Here is an 18,244-nt window from a genome sequence, read left to right as displayed (position 1 = left end):
GCGGGTCAGACAAGCGCGACCCTGACGATCCGGCAACACCCGGTCGAAGGCGGTGCTGCTTGTGTCGAACAAGATGCAGTTGCCGGGGATGATCATCAACGGCACCGTCCGCCGCAGCGCCGAGCACGAACGCTGCGACCTACAGCCGCGGTGCTGGGCGCGGAGGTGATCGGCGAGCGCGATCGCCCGTTTTGGAGTCTATGAAAGCTGAACGATCTCTCCGATCGTTATGCCATTCAGCCCGAGCCATGCGGCAGGCTGATCAAGTTCGTGAGCCAAACGCTCGAGGGTCTCGGCAGGGGCGCCAGGTTCGATGGTCACACGGTGCGCCCGGAGCATGCCAGCCTGGCGATCTGCCTTCAGGTCCACAAGGGCGACGAGTGCCTCGTCCATGAGGAAGGGGAGGACGTAATAGCCATGCGTCCGCCTCTCCGGCGGTACGTAGATCTCGATGCGATAGCGAAAGCCGAACAACCGCTCCGCGCGGCTCCGCTCCCGGATCAAGGGGGCGAACGGTGCCAGCAGCGAGGCGGCGCGCACGCTGCGCGGCGTGGGGGCGTCGCGGTGCATCCACGCCCTTTGGCTCCAGCCCTCTACCCGAACCGGGATGAGCGTGCCTGCTTCTGCTTCGGCCGCGATGGCATGGTCCGCCTCTTCGGGTTTCAGGCGAAAATAATCGCGCAGGTCCGCGGCCGTCGCAACACCCAGTGCCTGCCCGCTGCGCGCGATCAAGGCCCGCTGTGCGCTCGCCGGGTCGGGCGTGGGAAGGTCCAGAACAGCCGTGGGCAGAACGCGTTCGGGCAGGTCATAGACACGGGCGAAGCTGCGGAGGCGTGTCGCGGTGGTGATTTTGCCGGCCCAGAACAGCCATTCCAGTGCGTGCTTGGTGTGGCTCCATTCCCACCAGCCGCTCTTGCTCGATCCGTTTTCGAAGTCGGCGGCGGTCATTGGCCCCTCCGCGGTTATGCGATCGAGCACCGCCTGAGCCTCCGCCCTTCGCTCGACAGCAAAGCGCCGGAGCCCTTGGTATCCGATCTCGCCCCGTTCGGCGCGGGCCATGCGCCAGCGCAGTAGAGGGTGCAGGTCGAGCGGAAGCAGCGAGGCCTCATGCGCCCAATATTCAAACATGCGCCGCTGCCGCTTCGGCCCCCACGCGTCACGCGCGATCGCCTCTCGATCGTAAGGGCCAAGGCGCGAGAAGGCCGGCAGATAATGTGCTCTGACGAGCACGTTGACGCTGTCGATCTGGAATAGCCCCAGGCGACCGAGTGTGCCGCGCACTCGGCTCGCGCTTGGCCGCGCTGGACGAGAGATGCCGAAGCCCTGGGCCGCAAGCGCGATCCGTCGCGCCTCCCCGAGTGAAAGATTGATCCCCACAACATGGAGCTTGGCCGCTGGGTCCGAAGCGCGTCAACCCGAGCGGCACGGCATGCCGCGGTGCGACGCAGTGCAAAACTTACAGCTTCACCGCGTTCAGGCGGAGCGCGTTCAGCACGTCGGTGAAAGACGACAGCGCCATCGCTGCGCCAGCCAGCATCGGGGAGAGCAGGATGCCTGCAGCCGGGTATAACACGCCCGCCGCGACCGGCACGCCGATGCCGTTGAACACAAAGGAAAAGAACAGGTTCTGTCGAATGTTGCGCATCGTGGCATGTGCCAGCTTGCGGGCGCGGACGATGGCGGACAGGTCGCCGCGGGTCAGCGTCATGCCGACGCTCTCGATCGCCACGTCGGTGCCTGTGCCCATCGCCAAACCGACATCGGCCGCGGCGAGGGCGGGGGCGTCGTTGATCCCGTCGCCGGCCATCGCTACCCGATGGCCGCTCGCCTTCAGCTCGCCGACGATGCGCGCCTTGTCCTCGGGCTTCAGATCGGCGCGGATATCGTCGAGCCCGCCCACCGCCCGCGTCACGGCCTCGGCCGTGATCTGATTGTCGCCCGTGAGCATGACGACGCGCAGTCCGCTGTGGCGGAGCGCGGCGATCGCCCCCTGTGCCGCCGGGCGGACGGGATCGGCCACGGCGAGGAGCCCGGCCAGCCGCCCATCCACCGCGACCAGCATGACGCCAGCGCCATCGCGGCGGTGCCGATTGGCGACCTCGTCCAGCGGGGCAGGGTCAGCCCCAGCTCGTTTCATCTGTGCGGCATTGCCGACCACCACGGTACGCCCGCTGACATTAGCGCTTACCCCCAGGCCGGTTTGCGAGGCAAAGTCCTGGACCTTGGTCATCGTCAGCCCTCGCGCGGCGGCAGCCGTTACGATCGCATGGGCGAGCGGATGCTCCGACTGGGCCTCCACCGCAGCGGCAAGCGCCAGCAGCTCGGCTTCGCTGAAGGGGTTGACGGGCTCGACGGCGACCAGCGCCGGCTTGCCCTCGGTCAGCGTACCGGTCTTGTCGATGACCAGCGTATCAACCTTTTCGAATGCTTGCAGGGCTTCGGCATTCTTCACCAGCACGCCAGGCCGGGCGCCCCGGCCGGTGCCGACCATGATCGACATGGGCGTGGCGAGCCCGAGGGCGCACGGGCAGGCGATTACCAGGACGGCGATCGCGTTCAGCAGTGCGTGGCCCATGCGCGGCGCCGGGCCGAGCAGTGACCAGACCACGAAGGTTGCAATCGCAATGAGCACGACGAGCGGCACAAACCAGCCGGACGCGCGATCGGCGACTGCCTGGATCGGCGCGCGGCTGCGCTGCGCCTCCGCGACCATCCGCACGATTTGCGCCAGCATCGTATCGGCGCCCACCGCACGGGCCGTCATGATCAGGCTGCCGGTGGTGTTGACCGTACCTCCGGTGACGGGCGCGCCGGGCTCCTTGGGCACCGGGCCTGGTTCTCCGGTGAGCATGGACTCGTCGACGGAGGAGTGGCCCTCCAGAACCACGCCGTCGACGGGGATCGCTTCGCCGGGGCGGACGCGCAGCCGATCGCCCGCGGCCACTTCGGCAAGGCTGACTTCTGCTTCCGATCCGTCGGCGCCGATGCGATGTGCGGTCTTGGGCGTCAGGTCCATCAGCGCACGGATTGCCCGACCCGTTGCGGCGCGGGCGCGCAGCTCCAGGACCTGGCCAAGCAGCACCAGCGTCACGACGACGCCGGCCGCTTCGTAATAGACGGGCACCATGCCCGCGTGCGTCCGGAAGGTGTCGGGGAAAATCTCAGGGGCAAGCGTCGCCACCAGGCTGTAAACGAACGCCGTCCCCACACCCATTGAGATCAGGGTGAACATGTTGAGGTGGCGGCTCCGGATTGACTGCCAGCCACGCTGGAAGAACGGCGCGCCGGCCCACAGGACGATCGGGGCAGTGAGCCCGAGCTGGACCCAGGGCGACATGGCCGGGCTGACGATGCGCAGGCCCAGCATATCGGCAATCATCGAGACGAGGAGCAGCGGCACGGTCAAGACGACGGCAACCCACAGCCGCCGGGTGAAACACACCAGCTCAGGGTTCGGGCGGTCGTCCAGCGACGGATCCTCTGGTTCGAGCGCCATGCCGCAGATCGGGCATGTCCCCGGTCCTTGCTGGCGGATCTCCGAATGCATCGGGCAGGTCCACATCGCGCCGGGCGTGGCGCTCGGCGCGGGGAACGGCTTGGTGCCCAGATAGGCGTTCGGATCGGTGACGAACCTGGTCCGGCAACCCGCACTGCAGAAGTAGTAGGCCTTGCCCTGATGCTCGGCATGATGCGTGGTTTTGGCGGGATCAACCGTCATGCCGCATACAGGATCGATTGCGGCCGCGTGCTCATCGGAGCGAATGCGGACTGCCTTATGATGGGCATCGGGATGAGGGTTGGTCATCGCGCAACTCTTTCAACCCGACATGATCCAGGATCGGACGGCGCTGATCATAGCGCGCTGCCGCCGGGAGGGCGCGTGCGAGATACCCTTATCCATGACCCAAGAGGTGTGCAGTGGTCGGGCTCGCTAAAATCGACAAGCTTTTCACGCCCGAAAGGGATTGTGAGCGGCAGGACGACGACTGCAGCCAAATCGTGTCTAGTGCTTGTGGCGTTGTTGAACTTGATCGGGTCGGCGGCACGACCGGGACGCACCGCCAATCGCCTGCCCGCAAAGTCGCGACCCATCGCTCGAATCTATGCCCCTATTCGATCAAACTATTGATTTCAGAGGCAGGATTGTCGCTCCGTGCAGAAAAGAGAACCTTCGCGCCTTATAATTTTTGTCACCGATGAGTGGCCGTGCAACGGCTTCAATGCGCCATGCGCATCCTAAGATTCTGATATTTCAGCATAGTCACCTCTTATCGCACGCAACTTAAATGTTGCTGCTTTGCATCAGTCGCAACGAAATGGCTTTTCGAGCCTAGACCGCAGCGCGCGGTGCCGCGACATGGCCTTGGCCCATGAGGCTCGAGGATCCTCCGGGGGAGAGGGTCCAATCACAAAATATCAGGGGGTGTATCGGTGATCACACGCGGGTTTTTTCTGGCGACCACGGCATCGGCTTCAATAATCATCAGCAGCTCCGCCCTTGCGCAAAGCCAGCCCGCGCCCTCGTCCGACAAATCCGCCGCAACCCAGGCCGTCGAAGCCGCCGTGCAGGGCGATCCGGTCGCGCCGGCCGATGATATTGTCGTCGTAGGCAGTCAGATTCGGGGCAGCTCGGTCGCCGCGGCGCTGCCGGTCACGGTCGTGGGTCAGGAAGATATGGCGGCGATTGGCGCGACCTCGGGCGACGAACTGCTGCGTTCGATCCCGCAGCTGGGCGACGTGACGTTCAACGCCAGCTATCTGCCTAACAGCTCGAACGCGGCGCGCGGCGACGTTGGCTCGGTGAACCTGCGCAACCTGGGCGTCGGCAACACGCTGGTGCTGCTGAACGGCCGCCGCGTCGTCAATCACCCGACCAGCCGCGCGAACGAGAATCTCGTCCCCGTGCTGACCGTCAACAGCAACACCATCCCCGCATTCGGCATCGAGCGGCTGGAAGTGCTGCGTGACGGCGCGGCCGCGATCTACGGCTCTGACGCGGTCGCCGGCGTGGTCAACACCGTGCTGCAGAAGGACTTCCAGGGCGTCCAGATGGAGGGCCAAGTCGGCTTCGGCGAAGACACCAACCTGCTCGAAACCAACCTGAACCTGCTCGCCGGCACCCGGCTGGGCGATCGCGGCAACATCACGATCTTCGCCTCGCGGGAGTCGCGCACCATGATGCGCGCCGCGGACCAGGATTATACCGCCTCGGACGACAAGAGCCCGTTGTTCGTCGGCACCGCGCTGGAGGGGCTGACGCTGATCGACGGCCGCTCGACGATCACGCCCTGGGGCGTGTTCACCACCCGCGGCGGCGTACCGGTGCGGCAGGGCAGCGGCACCACCGGCGCGCTCGTGACCAGCGCGGCCGGCGTGTTCCACATCCAGCCCACCACCAACGGCGGCTGCACCGCGGGTGTCCCGTCGAACGCGGCGATCTGTATCGACGATGGCAACAACACCGCACTGGGCGATCGCAACCTGCGCTTCGACCAGACCCGCGCGTACAACCGGACGATCCTGCCCAAGGTCGAACGCTACAATCTGTTCGCCAACGGCAATTACGAGCTGACCGACACGCTGGAGGTGTTCGGCGAGGCGGCTTATTATCGCGCGACGACCAACAGCATCCAGAGCTCGCCGGGCACGCTCGCCGCGGGGCCGATCGTGATTCCGGCCAGCAATTACTACAATCCGTTCGGCGCAGTGGGCAGCGCGGGGCGCATCCCCGGCCTGAACACGCCGGCGGGTGGCCTCGACGTCACGCTGACCAGCTATAACTTCTCCGACTTCGGCCCCAACATCGTCGACGTCGACAATGAACAATGGCGTGCGCTGGCCGGTGTCCGCTTCAACCTGTTCGGCATCGATTTCGAAAGTGCGGCGCTCTATTCGGAAGCGACCGTTACCGACACCTCGACCGGCATCAGCGCCACCCTGCTGCAGCGCCAGCTCGGCCTGTCGACGCCGGATGCGTACAATCCGTTCAACGGCGGCAACCTCGGCTCGCCCAGCCTCGCCGACACGACGCTGTCGAACCAGGCGGCGATCGACGCGATCCGCATCAACACCACGCGCCGCAGCAAGGCGACGCTGGCCCTCGCCGACCTCAAGGGGTCGAAGGCTGACCTGCTGGCGCTGCCCGCCGGCAACCTTGGCATCGCCTTCGGCATCGAGGGGCGGCGCGAGACGCAGCTCGACGATCGCGATCCGCGCGTCGACGGCACCATCCAGTTCCGCGACAGCGTAACCGGCTTCGTCAATCCGTCGGACCTCGTCGGCACCAGCAACTCGCCCGACACCCGCGGCAGTCGCAACGTCTTTGGCGCCTATGTCGAGGCCGCCGTCCCGGTGATCTCGCCGGACATGAACATTCCGCTGGTCAATCGCCTCGAATTCCAGCTGGCCGGGCGGTTTGAACATTATTCGGACGCCGGCTCGGTCGCCAAGCCGAAGATCGCCGCCGCCTGGGATGTCGTCTCGGGCATCCGCCTGCGCGGTTCCTATGCCGAAAGCTTCCGTGCGCCGAACCTGGAACAGGTCAACGCCCAGCTCGTCACCCGGTCCAACACCCGGCTCGATCCGATCCGCTGCGAGGCGCAGCTGCGCACCGGGGCGATCAGCTCCTTCACCAATTGCACGCAGAGCTTCGCCACCACCGCACAGCGCGCCGGCAACCCCAATCTGAAGCCGGAACAGTCGACCAACTGGACCGCCGGCGTCGTCCTTCAGCCGACGTTCCTCGACGATGCGGTGGGCCGGATCACGTTGACCGCCGACTATTGGAACATCAAGCAGCGCGACATCGTCGGCATCTTTGGTGAGGCCAATGCCCTCATCAACGATTACCTGCTGCGTGTCGGCGGGTCGAGCGATGCGAACGTCATCCGCAGCGCCCCCACCGCGGACGACATCGCGCTGTTCAACGGCAGCGGCATCGCGCCGGTCGGCCGCGTGCAGTTCGTCAACGACCAGTATCAGAACCTTCAGCCGCAGAGCGTGTCGGGCTGGGACTTCGGGATCAACTGGCGGGTGCGCGATTTCGGGATCGGCCGGATCGTCGCCAACGTCAACGCGGCCTATCTGAAATCCTATTTCCTGACGCCCTCGCCCGGCGTGCAGACGCTGATCGACGCGCGTGCCGCCGGCACGATCAACCGCGATATCGTGATCGTCGACGGGGGTGAGCTGGTGCGCCAGAACGGGAAGCCGGAATGGCGCGTCACCGGATCGCTGACCTGGTCCGCCGGGCCGTTCCAGGTCGGCACCTTCACCAGCTATACGAGCGATGTCTACGACACCGACGGCACCGTGAACGGCGTGCCGTGGCGGGTCGACGGGCGCACCACGATCAACCTGTATGGCCAGGTCGAGTTCGGCGACCGCAGCCGGGGCGAGGGGCAGCACCGTTTCCGCATCGGCGTGCGCAACCTGACCGACAAGCAGCCGCCGCTGGCGACGAACGGGTTCCTGGGCTCGCTCTACACGCCCTATTCGCGCTACTGGTACGCCAACCTGCGGTCGACCTTCTGATGCGCCGTTTCGCCACCGCCGCCGCGCTTCTCGCGCTTGCCACACCGCTTCTGGCGCAGGAGGGGGCACCGCGCCCCCGCACCGGAACCGGCGGCGACATCGTCGCCTATGACCAGATCCACAAGCCGGTGATCGGCCGCGGGGGCATGGTCGTCAGCCAGAATGTGATCGCATCGAAGGTCGGTGCGGAAATCCTGCGCAAGGGCGGCAATGCCGTCGACGCGGCGGTCGCGATGGGCTTCGCGCTCGCCGTCACCCTGCCGCGCGCGGGCAACATCGGCGGCGGCGGCTATATGCTGGTCCATATGGCCGCCAAGGACGGCAAGCCGGCGCAGGACATTGCGATCGATTATTACGGCCAGGCCAGCCGCCATACCAAGCCGGACCTGCTGCTGGGCGCCAATGGCCGTTTCGATCCGGCCAAGGGCTATTCGATGAAGGGCGTGGCCATCCCCGGCACCGTCGCGGGCCTGTGGGAAGCGCACAAGCGTTTCGGCTCGATGCCGTGGGGCACGCTGATCGCCCCGGCGATCGCGATGGCGGAACAGGGCGTCATCCTGTCCGACGACGAGGCGAAGGCCAACGCCGATCAGAAGGACGCGATGGCCGATGATCCCGCCGCGCTGGCGATGTTCTTCAAGCCCGACGGCAGCGCCTATGCGCCCGGCGAGCTGTGGAAGCAGCCCGATCTTGCCGCCACGCTGAAGGTGATCGCCGCCAAGGGCCGCGACGGTTTCTACACCGGCCCGCTCGCCCAGCGGCTCGCCGCCGGGATCAAGGCCGGCGGCGGCGTGATCGATGCCAGGGATCTGGCCAGCTACAAGGCGATCGTCTCGGCGCCGATCTGGTCCAGCTATCGCGGGCAGAAGATCGCGTACATGCCGCCGACCGCGTCGGGCGTTAGCGTCGCGGAGGCGATGAACATCCTCGAAACCTTCCCCGTGCGCGAGCAGCGCTGGGGATCGGTGGCGAACCTTCACCTGCTGTCCGAAACGATGAAGCTGGTATCGGCCGATCGCCGCCTGGTGGGTGGCGGGCCGGACTGGCGCTCCCCGACCAAGGGGCTTGCGTCCAAGGGCTATGCCGCCGAACGCGCCAAGCTGATCCGCCCCGATCGGGCGATGGGGACGAAGGAAGCCGCCGACGGCAATCCCTACCCCTATGAAAGCCAGGACACGACGCATTATTCGATCGCCGACGCGGCCGGCAATGCGGTGAGCAACACCTATACGTTGTCGGCATCCTATGGCGCGCATGTCGTGGCGCCGGGGACTGGCGTGCTGCTCAACAATTCGCTGGGCAATCTCGCCTGGGGCCGCAAGGGCGACGATAAGGCGACGCTGCCGGTGCCCGGCAAGCGCGTCGGATCGACGATCACGCCGATCATCGTGTTCAAGGATGAAAAGCCCTGGCTGGTCACCGGCACGCCGGGCGGCGGATACATCATCGCGACGATGGTGCAGCTGTTGTCCAACGTCCTCGATCACGGCCTCAACGTCGCCGAAGCGGCGCAGCGGCCGCGCGTGAACCAGGGTGGCGGCGATGCCCCGCTGGAGCTGGAGGAAGGCTTCTCGCCCGACATCATTCCGATGCTCGAGGCGCGCGGGCACAAGGTGCGGCCGTCGAACACGATGGGCAGCACCCAGTCGATCATGGTCGACGGCACGCGTTTCCTCGGCGCCGCGGATTCCCGCCGCCCCGATGCGGCCGCGATCGGGGTGAAGTAAGCGCGCCCGACCTCACCAACCATCAGACCCAAGGATCGCTTATGATGCGCATTGCCAGCCTATTGTTGAGCGCGACCGCGCTGTTGCCCGTCGCTGCCCAGGCCCAGGCCCAGGCCCCAGCACAGGCACAGGCCCCAGCACAGGCACCGGCACAGGCGCTGCCCGATGCGCAGCGTGGCGCGATCATCGCCAATGTCGACGGTCGCGGCGATGCGCTGGCCGCCACCGCCAAGGCGATCTGGGACCTGTCGGAGGTCGGCTATCAGGAGACGAAAAGCTCCGGGTTGCTTCAGGCGCAGTTGAAGAAGGGCGGCTTCACCGTGACGCCGGGCGTGGCGGGGATGCCGACCGCGTTCGTCGCCTCGTTCAAGAACGGCCAGGGCCCGGTGATCGCGGTGCTGGCGGAATTCGACGCGCTGCCCGGCCTCGCGCAGACGACCGCGCCCGAGAAGCAGGTGATCCCCGGCAAGGTTGCCGGCCATGCCTGCGGCCACAACATCTTCGGCGCGGCGAGCGTCACGGCGGCGCTGGCGATCAAGGACTGGATGGTCGCCAACAAGGTGGCGGGCGAGCTGCGCATCTACGGCACCCCGGCCGAGGAAGGTGGCTCGGGCAAGGTCTATATGGTCCGCGCCGGGCTGTTCGACGATGTCGATGCGACGCTTCACTGGCATCCGGGCGATTCCAACAGCGTCAGCGTGGGCAAGAGCCAGGCGAATATCTCGGGCAAGTTCCGTTTCCGCGGGCTCAGCGCGCACGCCTCGGCTGCCCCCGACAAGGGCCGCTCCGCGATGGACGGGGTCGAGGTGATGAACGTCGCCGTCAATTACCTGCGCGAACATACCCCGATGTCGACGCGCATCCATTATGTCGTGACCAACGGCGGCGAGGCACCCAATGTCGTGCCCGACTTTGCCGAGAGCTATTATTACGTCCGCCATACCGATCCGGCGGTGGTGAAATCGGTGATGGCGCGGGTGCAGAAGGCCGCCGAGGGTGCGGCGATCGCAACCGGAACGACGCAGGAGTTCGAGGCGACCGGCGGCGTCTATTCGATGCTCGGCAACGATACGCTCGCGGCCGTGATGCACCGCAATCTCGCCGCGGTCGGCGCGCCGAAATGGACCCCGCAGGAACGCGAATGGGCCGCCACGATCCAGAAGACGCTCCCCGCGCAGAAGCCGCTGACCAGCGCGGCCGGGGTCGGTGAGATCTGGCGCGGCGACGGCGGCGGATCGACCGACGTATCGGATATCAGCTGGGTTACGCCGACCGTCGGCCTCGGCACTGCTACCTGGGTGCCGGGCACGCCGGCGCACAGCTGGCAGGCGGTCGCCGCATCGGGCAATTCGATCGGCGCCAAGGGCGGCGTGGTTGCGGCCAAGACGATCGCGCTGACCGCGGCCGAGCTGTTCCGCAGCCCGCAAGTGCTGGCGGAGGCCAAGGCGGAGCTGGTGAAGCTGCGCGGTGCCGACTGGAAATATGAGGCGCTGCTGGGCGATCGTGCGCCGGCGCTCGATTATCGCAAGCCGATGGCGGCCGGCGCGGAATAAGGCTGACGGGTGTTCGGTTTGCCGCTTGGCTTCCTTGGCGGCACTCTCCGTTCATGCCGGCACGTGCCGCTGGACGGGGGGCGCTGCGCCGCGTGAATTGTGTTGGCGCGTTTGGCGCCACGCTGCCCGCGCTAAACGCGCTTCCTTCTAAAAACCGGAAAGCGTGCTGCCTCGCCATAGTCGATCTCGTCCGTGGCACCCTTCAATTTCGTCATGTCTTCTTCCGAAATGACGAAATCGACGTCGGCATTGTCACGCAGGTGGATGATGTTGGCCGTCTTGGGTAACGGAACGAGATCGAGCTGCAGGCAGTAGCGAATGCATAATTGCGCGACCGTGACGCCGTAATCTTCCGCCATGGCCGCCAGCTTGCTGCTCTGCAGCGCAGCCCCGTGCGCGACGGGGGAATAGGCTTCGACCAGGATATTGCGGGCGCGGCAATAGTCGATCAGGTCGAACGGCGTATTGCCGACATGGGCAAGCACCTGATTGACCATCGGCGCTACGGACCCGAATTCGATGAGGTTGTCGAGATCGGCGGGTTCGAAGTTCGACACGCCGATCGCGCGCAGGGTGCCACTGGCATAAACCTCTTCAAGTGCGCGCCATGCTTCCAGATTGCCTTCGAAGAAGCGCTCGTCTTCGCGAAAGGCCGCCCATGGTTGCGGGCTGTGGATCAGCATCAGGTCGATATATTCGAGACCCAGGGCGTCGAGCGATCCATAGATTTTCTCGCGGGCATCTTCGAAGGTCTTGCACTCCGCGACGAGCTTGGTCGTGACGAAAAGCCGCTCGCGCTCCACGCCGCTCTCGCGGATGCCCTGGCCGACGCCACGCTCGTTTTCATAGGCTTGGGCCGTATCGATGAGGCGGTAGCCCATCGCAATGGCGTCCTGGACCACCCGGGGCGCGTCGTCATTGGGGATCTGCCAAGTGCCAAGGCCCAGCCGCGGAATGTGGTTGCCGTTGGCGAGGACGGCGGTTTCGTCGAGGAGCATGTCTCTCACCTGTTATCTGGCCCCGTGCGACACTCCGACGTGCACGATCGGCGCCGCGACCATCATCGGTTTCTGGGCCGTTGTAGATGCGGGTTTCCACTTGGGTCAGCCGCCCGCCTTGGCGCCGCGGCATGGCCGCCTAGCGTGGCGGGCTTATCTGCGATCGATCGCGGGCAGCGCGGCGATGAAATTGTTGAGCTCGCGCCGCCGTCCCGTTTCGTCGGCAAACTCGCCATTCACGCCCAGCATCCAGCGCAGCGACCGTGACCGAGGCGCGTTGTGCAAGCGTTCCAGCAGGACGGACCGGCCCTCCACGTCCTCCTCCTGCTCGGCAAGGCCGGCCTCGATCAGCGTCGCTGCCTGCCGGCGCAGGGCAACGGCGATTTCGCGTAGAGAGAGTTCGGGGTGATATTGGACGCCCCAGAAGATGCCGCGTTCGTGGCTGATCTCGGCGGCCTGCACGTTGGTCACGTCGTTGCCGGCGAGATGGATCCCGCCATCGGGAAGCCGCTCGACCTCGTCGGTGTGTACCGCTGGCGCATCCCAGGTGGGCGCGCGGCCATGCAGCAGGGGATGGTCCTGTCCTGCGGGCGTGCGGGTGATGCGGCGCGAGATGGCGGCTTCCATCCGCTGCGGCATGGCGCGCACGCTGCCACCCGCGGCGGCGACGGCAACCTGCAGGCCGGCGCACGAGCCAAAGGACGGGGTGCCCGCACGGAACACGGCGTGCATGAAGTCCAACTGACGCTCGACCGCGGGAGTCTTCTGGTAAACGTGGAGCGGGGAGCCGGAGAGGAACACCGCGTCATAGCGTTTCAGCTCGTCCGGCCGGAATGAGGGGGCGCCCTCATCGGCAGGCTCGACCAACTCGATCGAACAGCCCGGTGCGAGCTGGCGCAGCGTTGCGGCGTATGTCTCTCCAGCGCTCTTGCCGACATAGCGGCGCCGCGCTTCACGCTCTTCGGGAGTTTCGCTTTCTGCGACGAGGAAGTGGTTCAACGTGCGGCCCGGATGATTGAGCCGGGATAACGCATGAAAGCCAAGATGGGCCCGTGGCTGGCGATGCCGGCGGCGGCTGGGTGAACCCAGCCGCCCTTTCGGATCACTCCTGGATCAATCAGCGATAGCGGCGATCGTAATAATAGCCCGGCCGGCCATAATAGGCGCGGGCGCGCTCGGCACGGTAATGGCGATAGGCCCGCGCCCGCTCGGCGCGGTAATTGCGGTAGCCCCGCGGATCGCGATAGCCGCGATAGGCGCGCTGGTTGTAGTATCGCCGCGGACTTTTCTTGTAGTGACGGCGGTCACCACGATAATGGCGATGAGCGCGGTCGCCGCCGCGATACGACTGGGCTTGCGCCTCGGTCGTGGTGACGACGCTTACACCAACTCCGGTGAACGTCATGGCGAGGGCAGCAAAGAGCCCCGTGAGCTTGTTACGCATCTACACGTCTCCTGGCGCTTAAGGCGCCTATTGAGGGAACGGGCACGGGGAGGCCATCGTTCCGGGCAGGAGAACAGTGCCTTTCGGCAGACGGGCACGAATGTACGATGAGCGGGGCGGCACGGTGAGTCCGCGCCGCTCACCGGCGTGTGCCGGAAAAACGGCAATTTGAGAGATGATGGAAAGTTAAATGGTCGGGGAAAGAGGATTCGAACCTCCGGCCCCTGCGTCCCGAACACAGTGCTCTACCAGGCTGAGCTATTCCCCGACCAGGGTGCCAACCGGCAGGTGCCGGTGACAGGCGGCGGCTTATATCAACGAAATTTTGCGGGGCAAGAGGCTAAATTTGCGGGGCTGAACGAACGTGTTTTGGCTCGTTCGGCCGGGTGTTCAGCGCGCCGCGGTGGCGGGATGCTTTGGCATTGGGCGTGGGAGGTGCTAACGCGCGCGGCACTCACTCAAGCTGGCAGAATTCCGTGGCGACCGAGCTTTCCAAGATCCGTAACTTCTCGATCATTGCCCATATCGATCATGGCAAGTCGACGCTGGCCGACCGGCTGATCCAACGTACCGGGGGGCTGACCGACCGCGAGATGTCGGCGCAAGTCCTTGATAACATGGAGATTGAAAAGGAGCGCGGGATCACCATCAAGGCGCAGACGGTGCGCCTGGAGTGGAAGGGCCATGTCCTCAATCTGATGGACACGCCGGGGCACGTCGATTTCGCCTATGAGGTGAGCCGCAGCCTGGCCGCGTGCGAGGGCGCGTTGCTGGTCGTGGACGCGGCGCAGGGCGTCGAGGCGCAGACGCTGGCCAACGTGTACCAGTCGATCGAGCATGACCACGAAATCGTGCCCGTCATCAACAAGATCGATCTGCCCGCGGCCGAGCCGGAAAAGGTGCGCAAGGAGATCGAGGACGTCATCGGCCTGGACGCGTCGAACGCGATCCTTGCCAGCGCCAAATCGGGCATCGGCATCGAGGAGATCCTGGACGCGATCGTCGAGCGGATCCCGGCGCCCAAGGGCGATCCCAACGCGCCGCTGAAGGCCATGCTGGTCGACAGCTGGTACGACCCGTATCTGGGCGTCGTCATCCTGGTGCGCGTGATCGACGGCACGCTGAAGAAGGGCCAGCAGGTCACGTTCATGCAGGCCGGCACGCAGCATCTGGTGGACCGCGTGGGGTGTTTCCGCCCCAAGATCGAGCAATTGGCGGACCTGGGGCCGGGCGAGATCGGCTTCATCACCGCGCAGATCAAGGACGTGGCGCAGGCGCGCGTCGGTGACACGCTGACCGATGCGAAGAAGCCCGCGGCCGCGCCGCTGCCGGGGTTCAAGGAAGTGCAGCCGGTGGTGTTCTGCGGGCTGTTCCCGGTCGACGCCAACGACTTCGAGAAACTGCGCGAATCGATCAGCAAGCTGCGGCTGAACGACGCGTCGTTCAGTTTCGAGATGGAGACGAGCGCGGCGCTGGGATTTGGTTTCCGCTGCGGCTTCCTGGGGCTGCTCCATCTGGAGATCATCCAGGAGCGGCTGACGCGCGAATATGACCTGGACCTGATCACCACCGCGCCGAGCGTGGTGTATGAGATCGAGCTGACGCACGACGGCGGCATGATCGAGCTGCACAACCCGGCCGACATGCCCGATCCCAACAAGATCGCGATGATCAGCGAGCCGTGGATCGAGGCGACGATCTACGTCCCCGACGAATATCTCGGCAGCATCCTGAAGTTGTGCCAGGACCGCCGCGGCATCCAGAAGAACCTGACGTACGTCGGCGGGCGCGCGCAGGTGACGTACGAACTGCCGCTGAACGAAGTGGTGTTCGATTTTTATGACCGGCTGAAGAGCATCAGCCGCGGCTATGCCAGTTTCGACTATCACCAGATCGGCTATCGCGAGGGCGACCTCGTCAAGATGAGCATCCTGGTCAACAACGAGCCGGTCGACGCGCTGAGCATGATCGTCCACCGCGGCACCGCGGAGACGCGCGGGCGCGGCATGTGCGAGCGGCTGAAGGACCTGATCCCGCGCCACATGTTCAAGATCCCGATCCAGGCGGCGATCGGCGGCAAGGTGATCGCGCGCGAGACGATCGCGGCGCTGCGCAAGGACGTGACCGCGAAATGCTATGGCGGCGACGCGACGCGCAAGCGCAAGCTGCTGGAGAAGCAGAAGGAAGGCAAGAAGCGCATGCGGGAATATGGCTCGGTGAGCATCCCGCAGGAGGCGTTTATTGCGGCGCTGAGGATGGGGGATGACGCGTAGCGCCCGAGGCTAACACGTCGATCGCGCAGCGATCGGCGGGTTAGGCGAGGATCAGCGCAAGCGCGGCCGACGACCGCCCGGGCCCACCGGGCGTGTCGATCGACGACGCGGCTTTGCCGCGGCGTTGAGGTGCTGTGCGCCCCCATAAGTGCTACTCGGTGGCGCAATAGTTGGAGGCGCGAATGGGACGTCGACGCAAGAGCGGGAAGCGCGGACCGACGCCGGACGATTATTTCGCTAGCGGGCCATTCGAATTGGCACGCTTCGGCCGCGTCTTGGTCGGTCGAATGAACGCGAGCGAGAGCCAGCACGCCGAAATGACAGCACGGATGGCGGCCAGCTATCCCGAAATCGTCGCGAAGATCGATGCACTGGTGGCCGCAATTGCTGCGCGGGTCGCACGCCTTCCCGCCATTAGGTTGCTTCATCGTGCTTGGTGGGAACACAGCGCGGTGGTCCTGATTGGAGGCAATGACCCCGCAGATCAAGGCGCGGCCTTACGCATGATCGACTACATCCAGAGCATCATTGTATCGGTTGCGCCGACTCCCGACGATGTTGAAGATGTCAGCGAGGAGGAATGGCAGGCGCTCAAGGAAGACGTCAGCCAATTATTTTACACGTTGACCTTGCCTTACCAGATGGCGGCAAGCGCTCACCGTAAGGAGCATGATTCCGAGCACAACATGGCTCTGGAAGAGTTTCAGGTTCGTGCGGAAATGATGTGGATGAACGTGCGCGGCCAGCGCTATCATCTGCATGAACGCCAAGCCTTGATCGACACGATCATGCCGCACAGTGACGTCATAGAGCGGCTGTTCGGGATTAATGCCCTGTCGCTAATCGAGCAGCTCGACAAGATTCTGGCCAAGCTGACCGGAGGGCTTCAAGAACTCTTCACCCACCTTGAGGAGGTTCGCGAGCGCACGCTCGATCGGATGGTCGAGATCAGCACCACGGAGGCGATCGACGACTTCGAGATCCTCCGTAACAAGGTGTTCGAGGATGAGGAATTGCGGGACGCCAGCGGGCGCATTGCTGGCGGGCTGCTCGGCTATGACCTGTTTGATGTCGAGCGGAACACCACGCTTCCCCGCGCGCTCCTCGACGCGCTGAGCTATGCCCCAAGCGAGGAAACCGAGTTCTTTGCGCCTGGCCCGTTCGCAGGCTGGCCCCTTAGGGTGTGGCCGGTGATGAAGCGGCCGTTCATCCGGCTGGATGGCCGCACATATTGCTTCGACATGTTCGCGCTCTTCGACAATTTCTATCGCGTACTGCAGCGTGCAATTTTCCGTCTCGCGCCCGACTACAAGCAGACATGGAACGAGCGGCAGCAGGCTGTGTCGGAAACCTTGCCGTTCGACTATCTCAAGAAGCTGCTGCCAGGCGGCACGACTTATCGCCCGATCTATTATCGTTGGAAGGTAGGCAACAGCCCGCCGCAGTGGCACGAGGCCGATGGCCTTTTTCTTTACGACGATCATATGTTCGTGGTCGAGGTAAAGGCGGGCGCGTTTACCTATACCTCGCCAGCGACCGATCTGCCGGCGCACATCGCATCGCTCCGCAATCTCGTTCTTAACCCGGCACGGCAAGGTGCGCGATTCGTCGATTATCTGGAAAGCGCTGAGGAAGTGACGATCCACGATGCCGAGCATCGCGAAATCGGACGACTACGGCGCAGAGATTTTCGGCACATCGCGATCTGCGCGATTACACTCGACCCGTTCACTGAGTTGGCGGCGCGCGCAAATCATCTAGGCGATGTCGGAATTGATATTGGCGATCGGCCGATCTGGGCGCTGTCACTCGATGATCTACGCGCATATGCTGATCTGTTCGACGACCCTTTGATCTTCCTGCACTTCGCGGAGCAACGCATGGCGGCGGCGCGATCCGACTTGGTCGAACTGACCGACGAGTTCGATCATCTCGGCATGTATCTCGTCGAGAACGACTATGCTCGCTACGCCGTCGAGATTCGCGGCAAGGGGAACGCGAAGCTCAACTTCAACGGCTACCGCACAGACATTGACGCCTATTTTAGTAGCGTGCTGCAAGGCGAAGCTCCTCAACGACCGAAGCAGAGGATGCCAGAGCGGATCGCGGAGCTTGTGCGGGTCCTTAGTAACGGCACCAAGCCTGGTCGCTCGATGCTCGCTAGCTTCCTGCTCGATGCTGCCGGCGACCATCGAGAGACCATCGCCAGGATGATCGACGAGGGATTGGGCGATCACCTAACACTTGGGCGTGTCCGGCCGTTTTCGACCTACGGCGAGCACGCATTCACTTTGTTCACTTGGTCGCCGCTTGTGCCGCGTAACTCTACGAACGCTCTTGAGTTCACGCGCAATGTTGTTGCTCAGGCACAAGAGAACAACCGTCTCTTAGTTGAAATCGACACCGACGCCATAGGCGCGATAACAGATGTTAGCTGGAGCTTGGTCGGTCTTGACGGCTTGTCGGATACCGATGTTGCCAGGCATCGGGAAGCGGGACGTCAGTTGGGCAGACGGAGGGTCGAGCTGGCGCGTGCGCGTGGCAAGATCGGCGTTAATCAACAATGCCCTTGTGGGAGCGGCATAAAATACAAGCGGTGCCATGGCCGCCGTTAGCGCTTTGCTCGCAAATCCATTGCGACCCGGCAAGGCAGGTCTACCCTGCCAATTTCCGGTGAAAAGCGCTTACTTCGCTTGCAGCTCAGTCTCAACCTCTC

10 protein-coding genes and 1 tRNA gene are annotated in these 18,244 nt (G+C 64.7%); 5 read left to right on the top strand and 6 right to left on the bottom strand.

What is annotated here, in order from left to right:
* Positions 1–198: 198 nt before the first annotated feature.
* Positions 199–1,281 carry a winged helix-turn-helix domain-containing protein gene (locus tag XM50_RS16890; RefSeq protein WP_269430578.1) on the bottom strand — a complete coding sequence of 361 codons (1,083 nt, stop codon included), beginning with the start codon at positions 1,279–1,281 and terminating at the stop codon, positions 199–201.
* Between the two features lie 175 nt (positions 1,282–1,456).
* Positions 1,457–3,805, bottom strand: coding sequence for a heavy metal translocating P-type ATPase (locus XM50_RS16885; RefSeq protein ID WP_082103149.1), 2,349 nt, complete (start codon positions 3,803–3,805; stop codon positions 1,457–1,459).
* A 758-nt stretch (positions 3,806–4,563) separates the two neighbouring features.
* Here XM50_RS16885 and XM50_RS16880 point away from each other — a divergent pair.
* From XM50_RS16880 to XM50_RS16870, 3 genes are read left to right on the top strand one after another with little or no spacing between them, the layout of a single operon-like run.
* Positions 4,564–7,533: a TonB-dependent receptor domain-containing protein gene (locus tag XM50_RS16880; RefSeq protein ID WP_231622009.1), complete on the top strand. Its 2,970-nt coding sequence runs from the start codon at positions 4,564–4,566 to the stop codon at positions 7,531–7,533.
* Positions 7,533–9,260 carry a gamma-glutamyltransferase gene (gene ggt / locus XM50_RS16875; RefSeq protein ID WP_046411080.1) on the top strand — a complete coding sequence of 576 codons (1,728 nt, stop codon included), beginning with the start codon at positions 7,533–7,535 and terminating at the stop codon, positions 9,258–9,260. The genes XM50_RS16880 and ggt overlap by 1 nt, the downstream gene beginning before the upstream one ends.
* A gap of 41 nt (positions 9,261–9,301) precedes the next feature.
* Positions 9,302–10,813: an amidohydrolase gene (locus tag XM50_RS16870; RefSeq protein ID WP_231622008.1), complete on the top strand. Its 1,512-nt coding sequence runs from the start codon at positions 9,302–9,304 to the stop codon at positions 10,811–10,813.
* Between the two features lie 131 nt (positions 10,814–10,944).
* Here the strand turns inward: XM50_RS16870 and XM50_RS16865 are convergent, their stop codons facing one another.
* The 4 genes from XM50_RS16865 to XM50_RS16850 all read right to left on the bottom strand — a co-directional run bounded on the left by XM50_RS16865 (position 10,945) and on the right by XM50_RS16850 (position 13,523).
* Positions 10,945–11,811 (bottom strand): aldo/keto reductase, encoded by an 867-nt coding sequence (locus XM50_RS16865; protein WP_046411079.1) that lies wholly within the window; start codon positions 11,809–11,811, stop codon positions 10,945–10,947.
* Positions 11,812–11,964: 153 nt separating this feature from the next.
* The gene (locus XM50_RS16860) at positions 11,965–12,810 is read right to left on the bottom strand and encodes a type 1 glutamine amidotransferase (RefSeq protein WP_046411078.1); all 846 of its coding nucleotides are present in this window, start codon (positions 12,808–12,810) and stop codon (positions 11,965–11,967) included.
* Positions 12,811–12,928: 118 nt separating this feature from the next.
* Positions 12,929–13,255 (bottom strand): hypothetical protein, encoded by a 327-nt coding sequence (locus tag XM50_RS16855; protein WP_082103145.1) that lies wholly within the window; start codon positions 13,253–13,255, stop codon positions 12,929–12,931.
* Positions 13,256–13,446: 191 nt separating this feature from the next.
* A tRNA-Pro gene (locus tag XM50_RS16850) sits at positions 13,447–13,523 on the bottom strand.
* A 208-nt stretch (positions 13,524–13,731) separates the two neighbouring features.
* Here XM50_RS16850 and lepA point away from each other — a divergent pair.
* Together lepA and XM50_RS16840 are read left to right on the top strand one after the other, a co-directional pair.
* On the top strand, positions 13,732–15,528 hold the full coding sequence (lepA, locus tag XM50_RS16845; protein WP_046411076.1) for a translation elongation factor 4: 1,797 nt from the start codon (positions 13,732–13,734) through the stop codon (positions 15,526–15,528).
* 182 nt (positions 15,529–15,710) lie between these two features.
* The gene (locus tag XM50_RS16840; protein WP_082103143.1) at positions 15,711–18,143 is read left to right on the top strand and encodes a YecA family protein; all 2,433 of its coding nucleotides are present in this window, start codon (positions 15,711–15,713) and stop codon (positions 18,141–18,143) included.
* Positions 18,144–18,244 lie beyond the last annotated feature (101 nt).

Source organism: Sphingomonas sp. Ag1 (genome assembly GCF_000980895.1).
GTDB lineage: Bacteria > Pseudomonadota > Alphaproteobacteria > Sphingomonadales > Sphingomonadaceae > Sphingomonas > Sphingomonas panaciterrae.
This window is presented reverse-complemented; position numbering and strand designations above follow the sequence as displayed.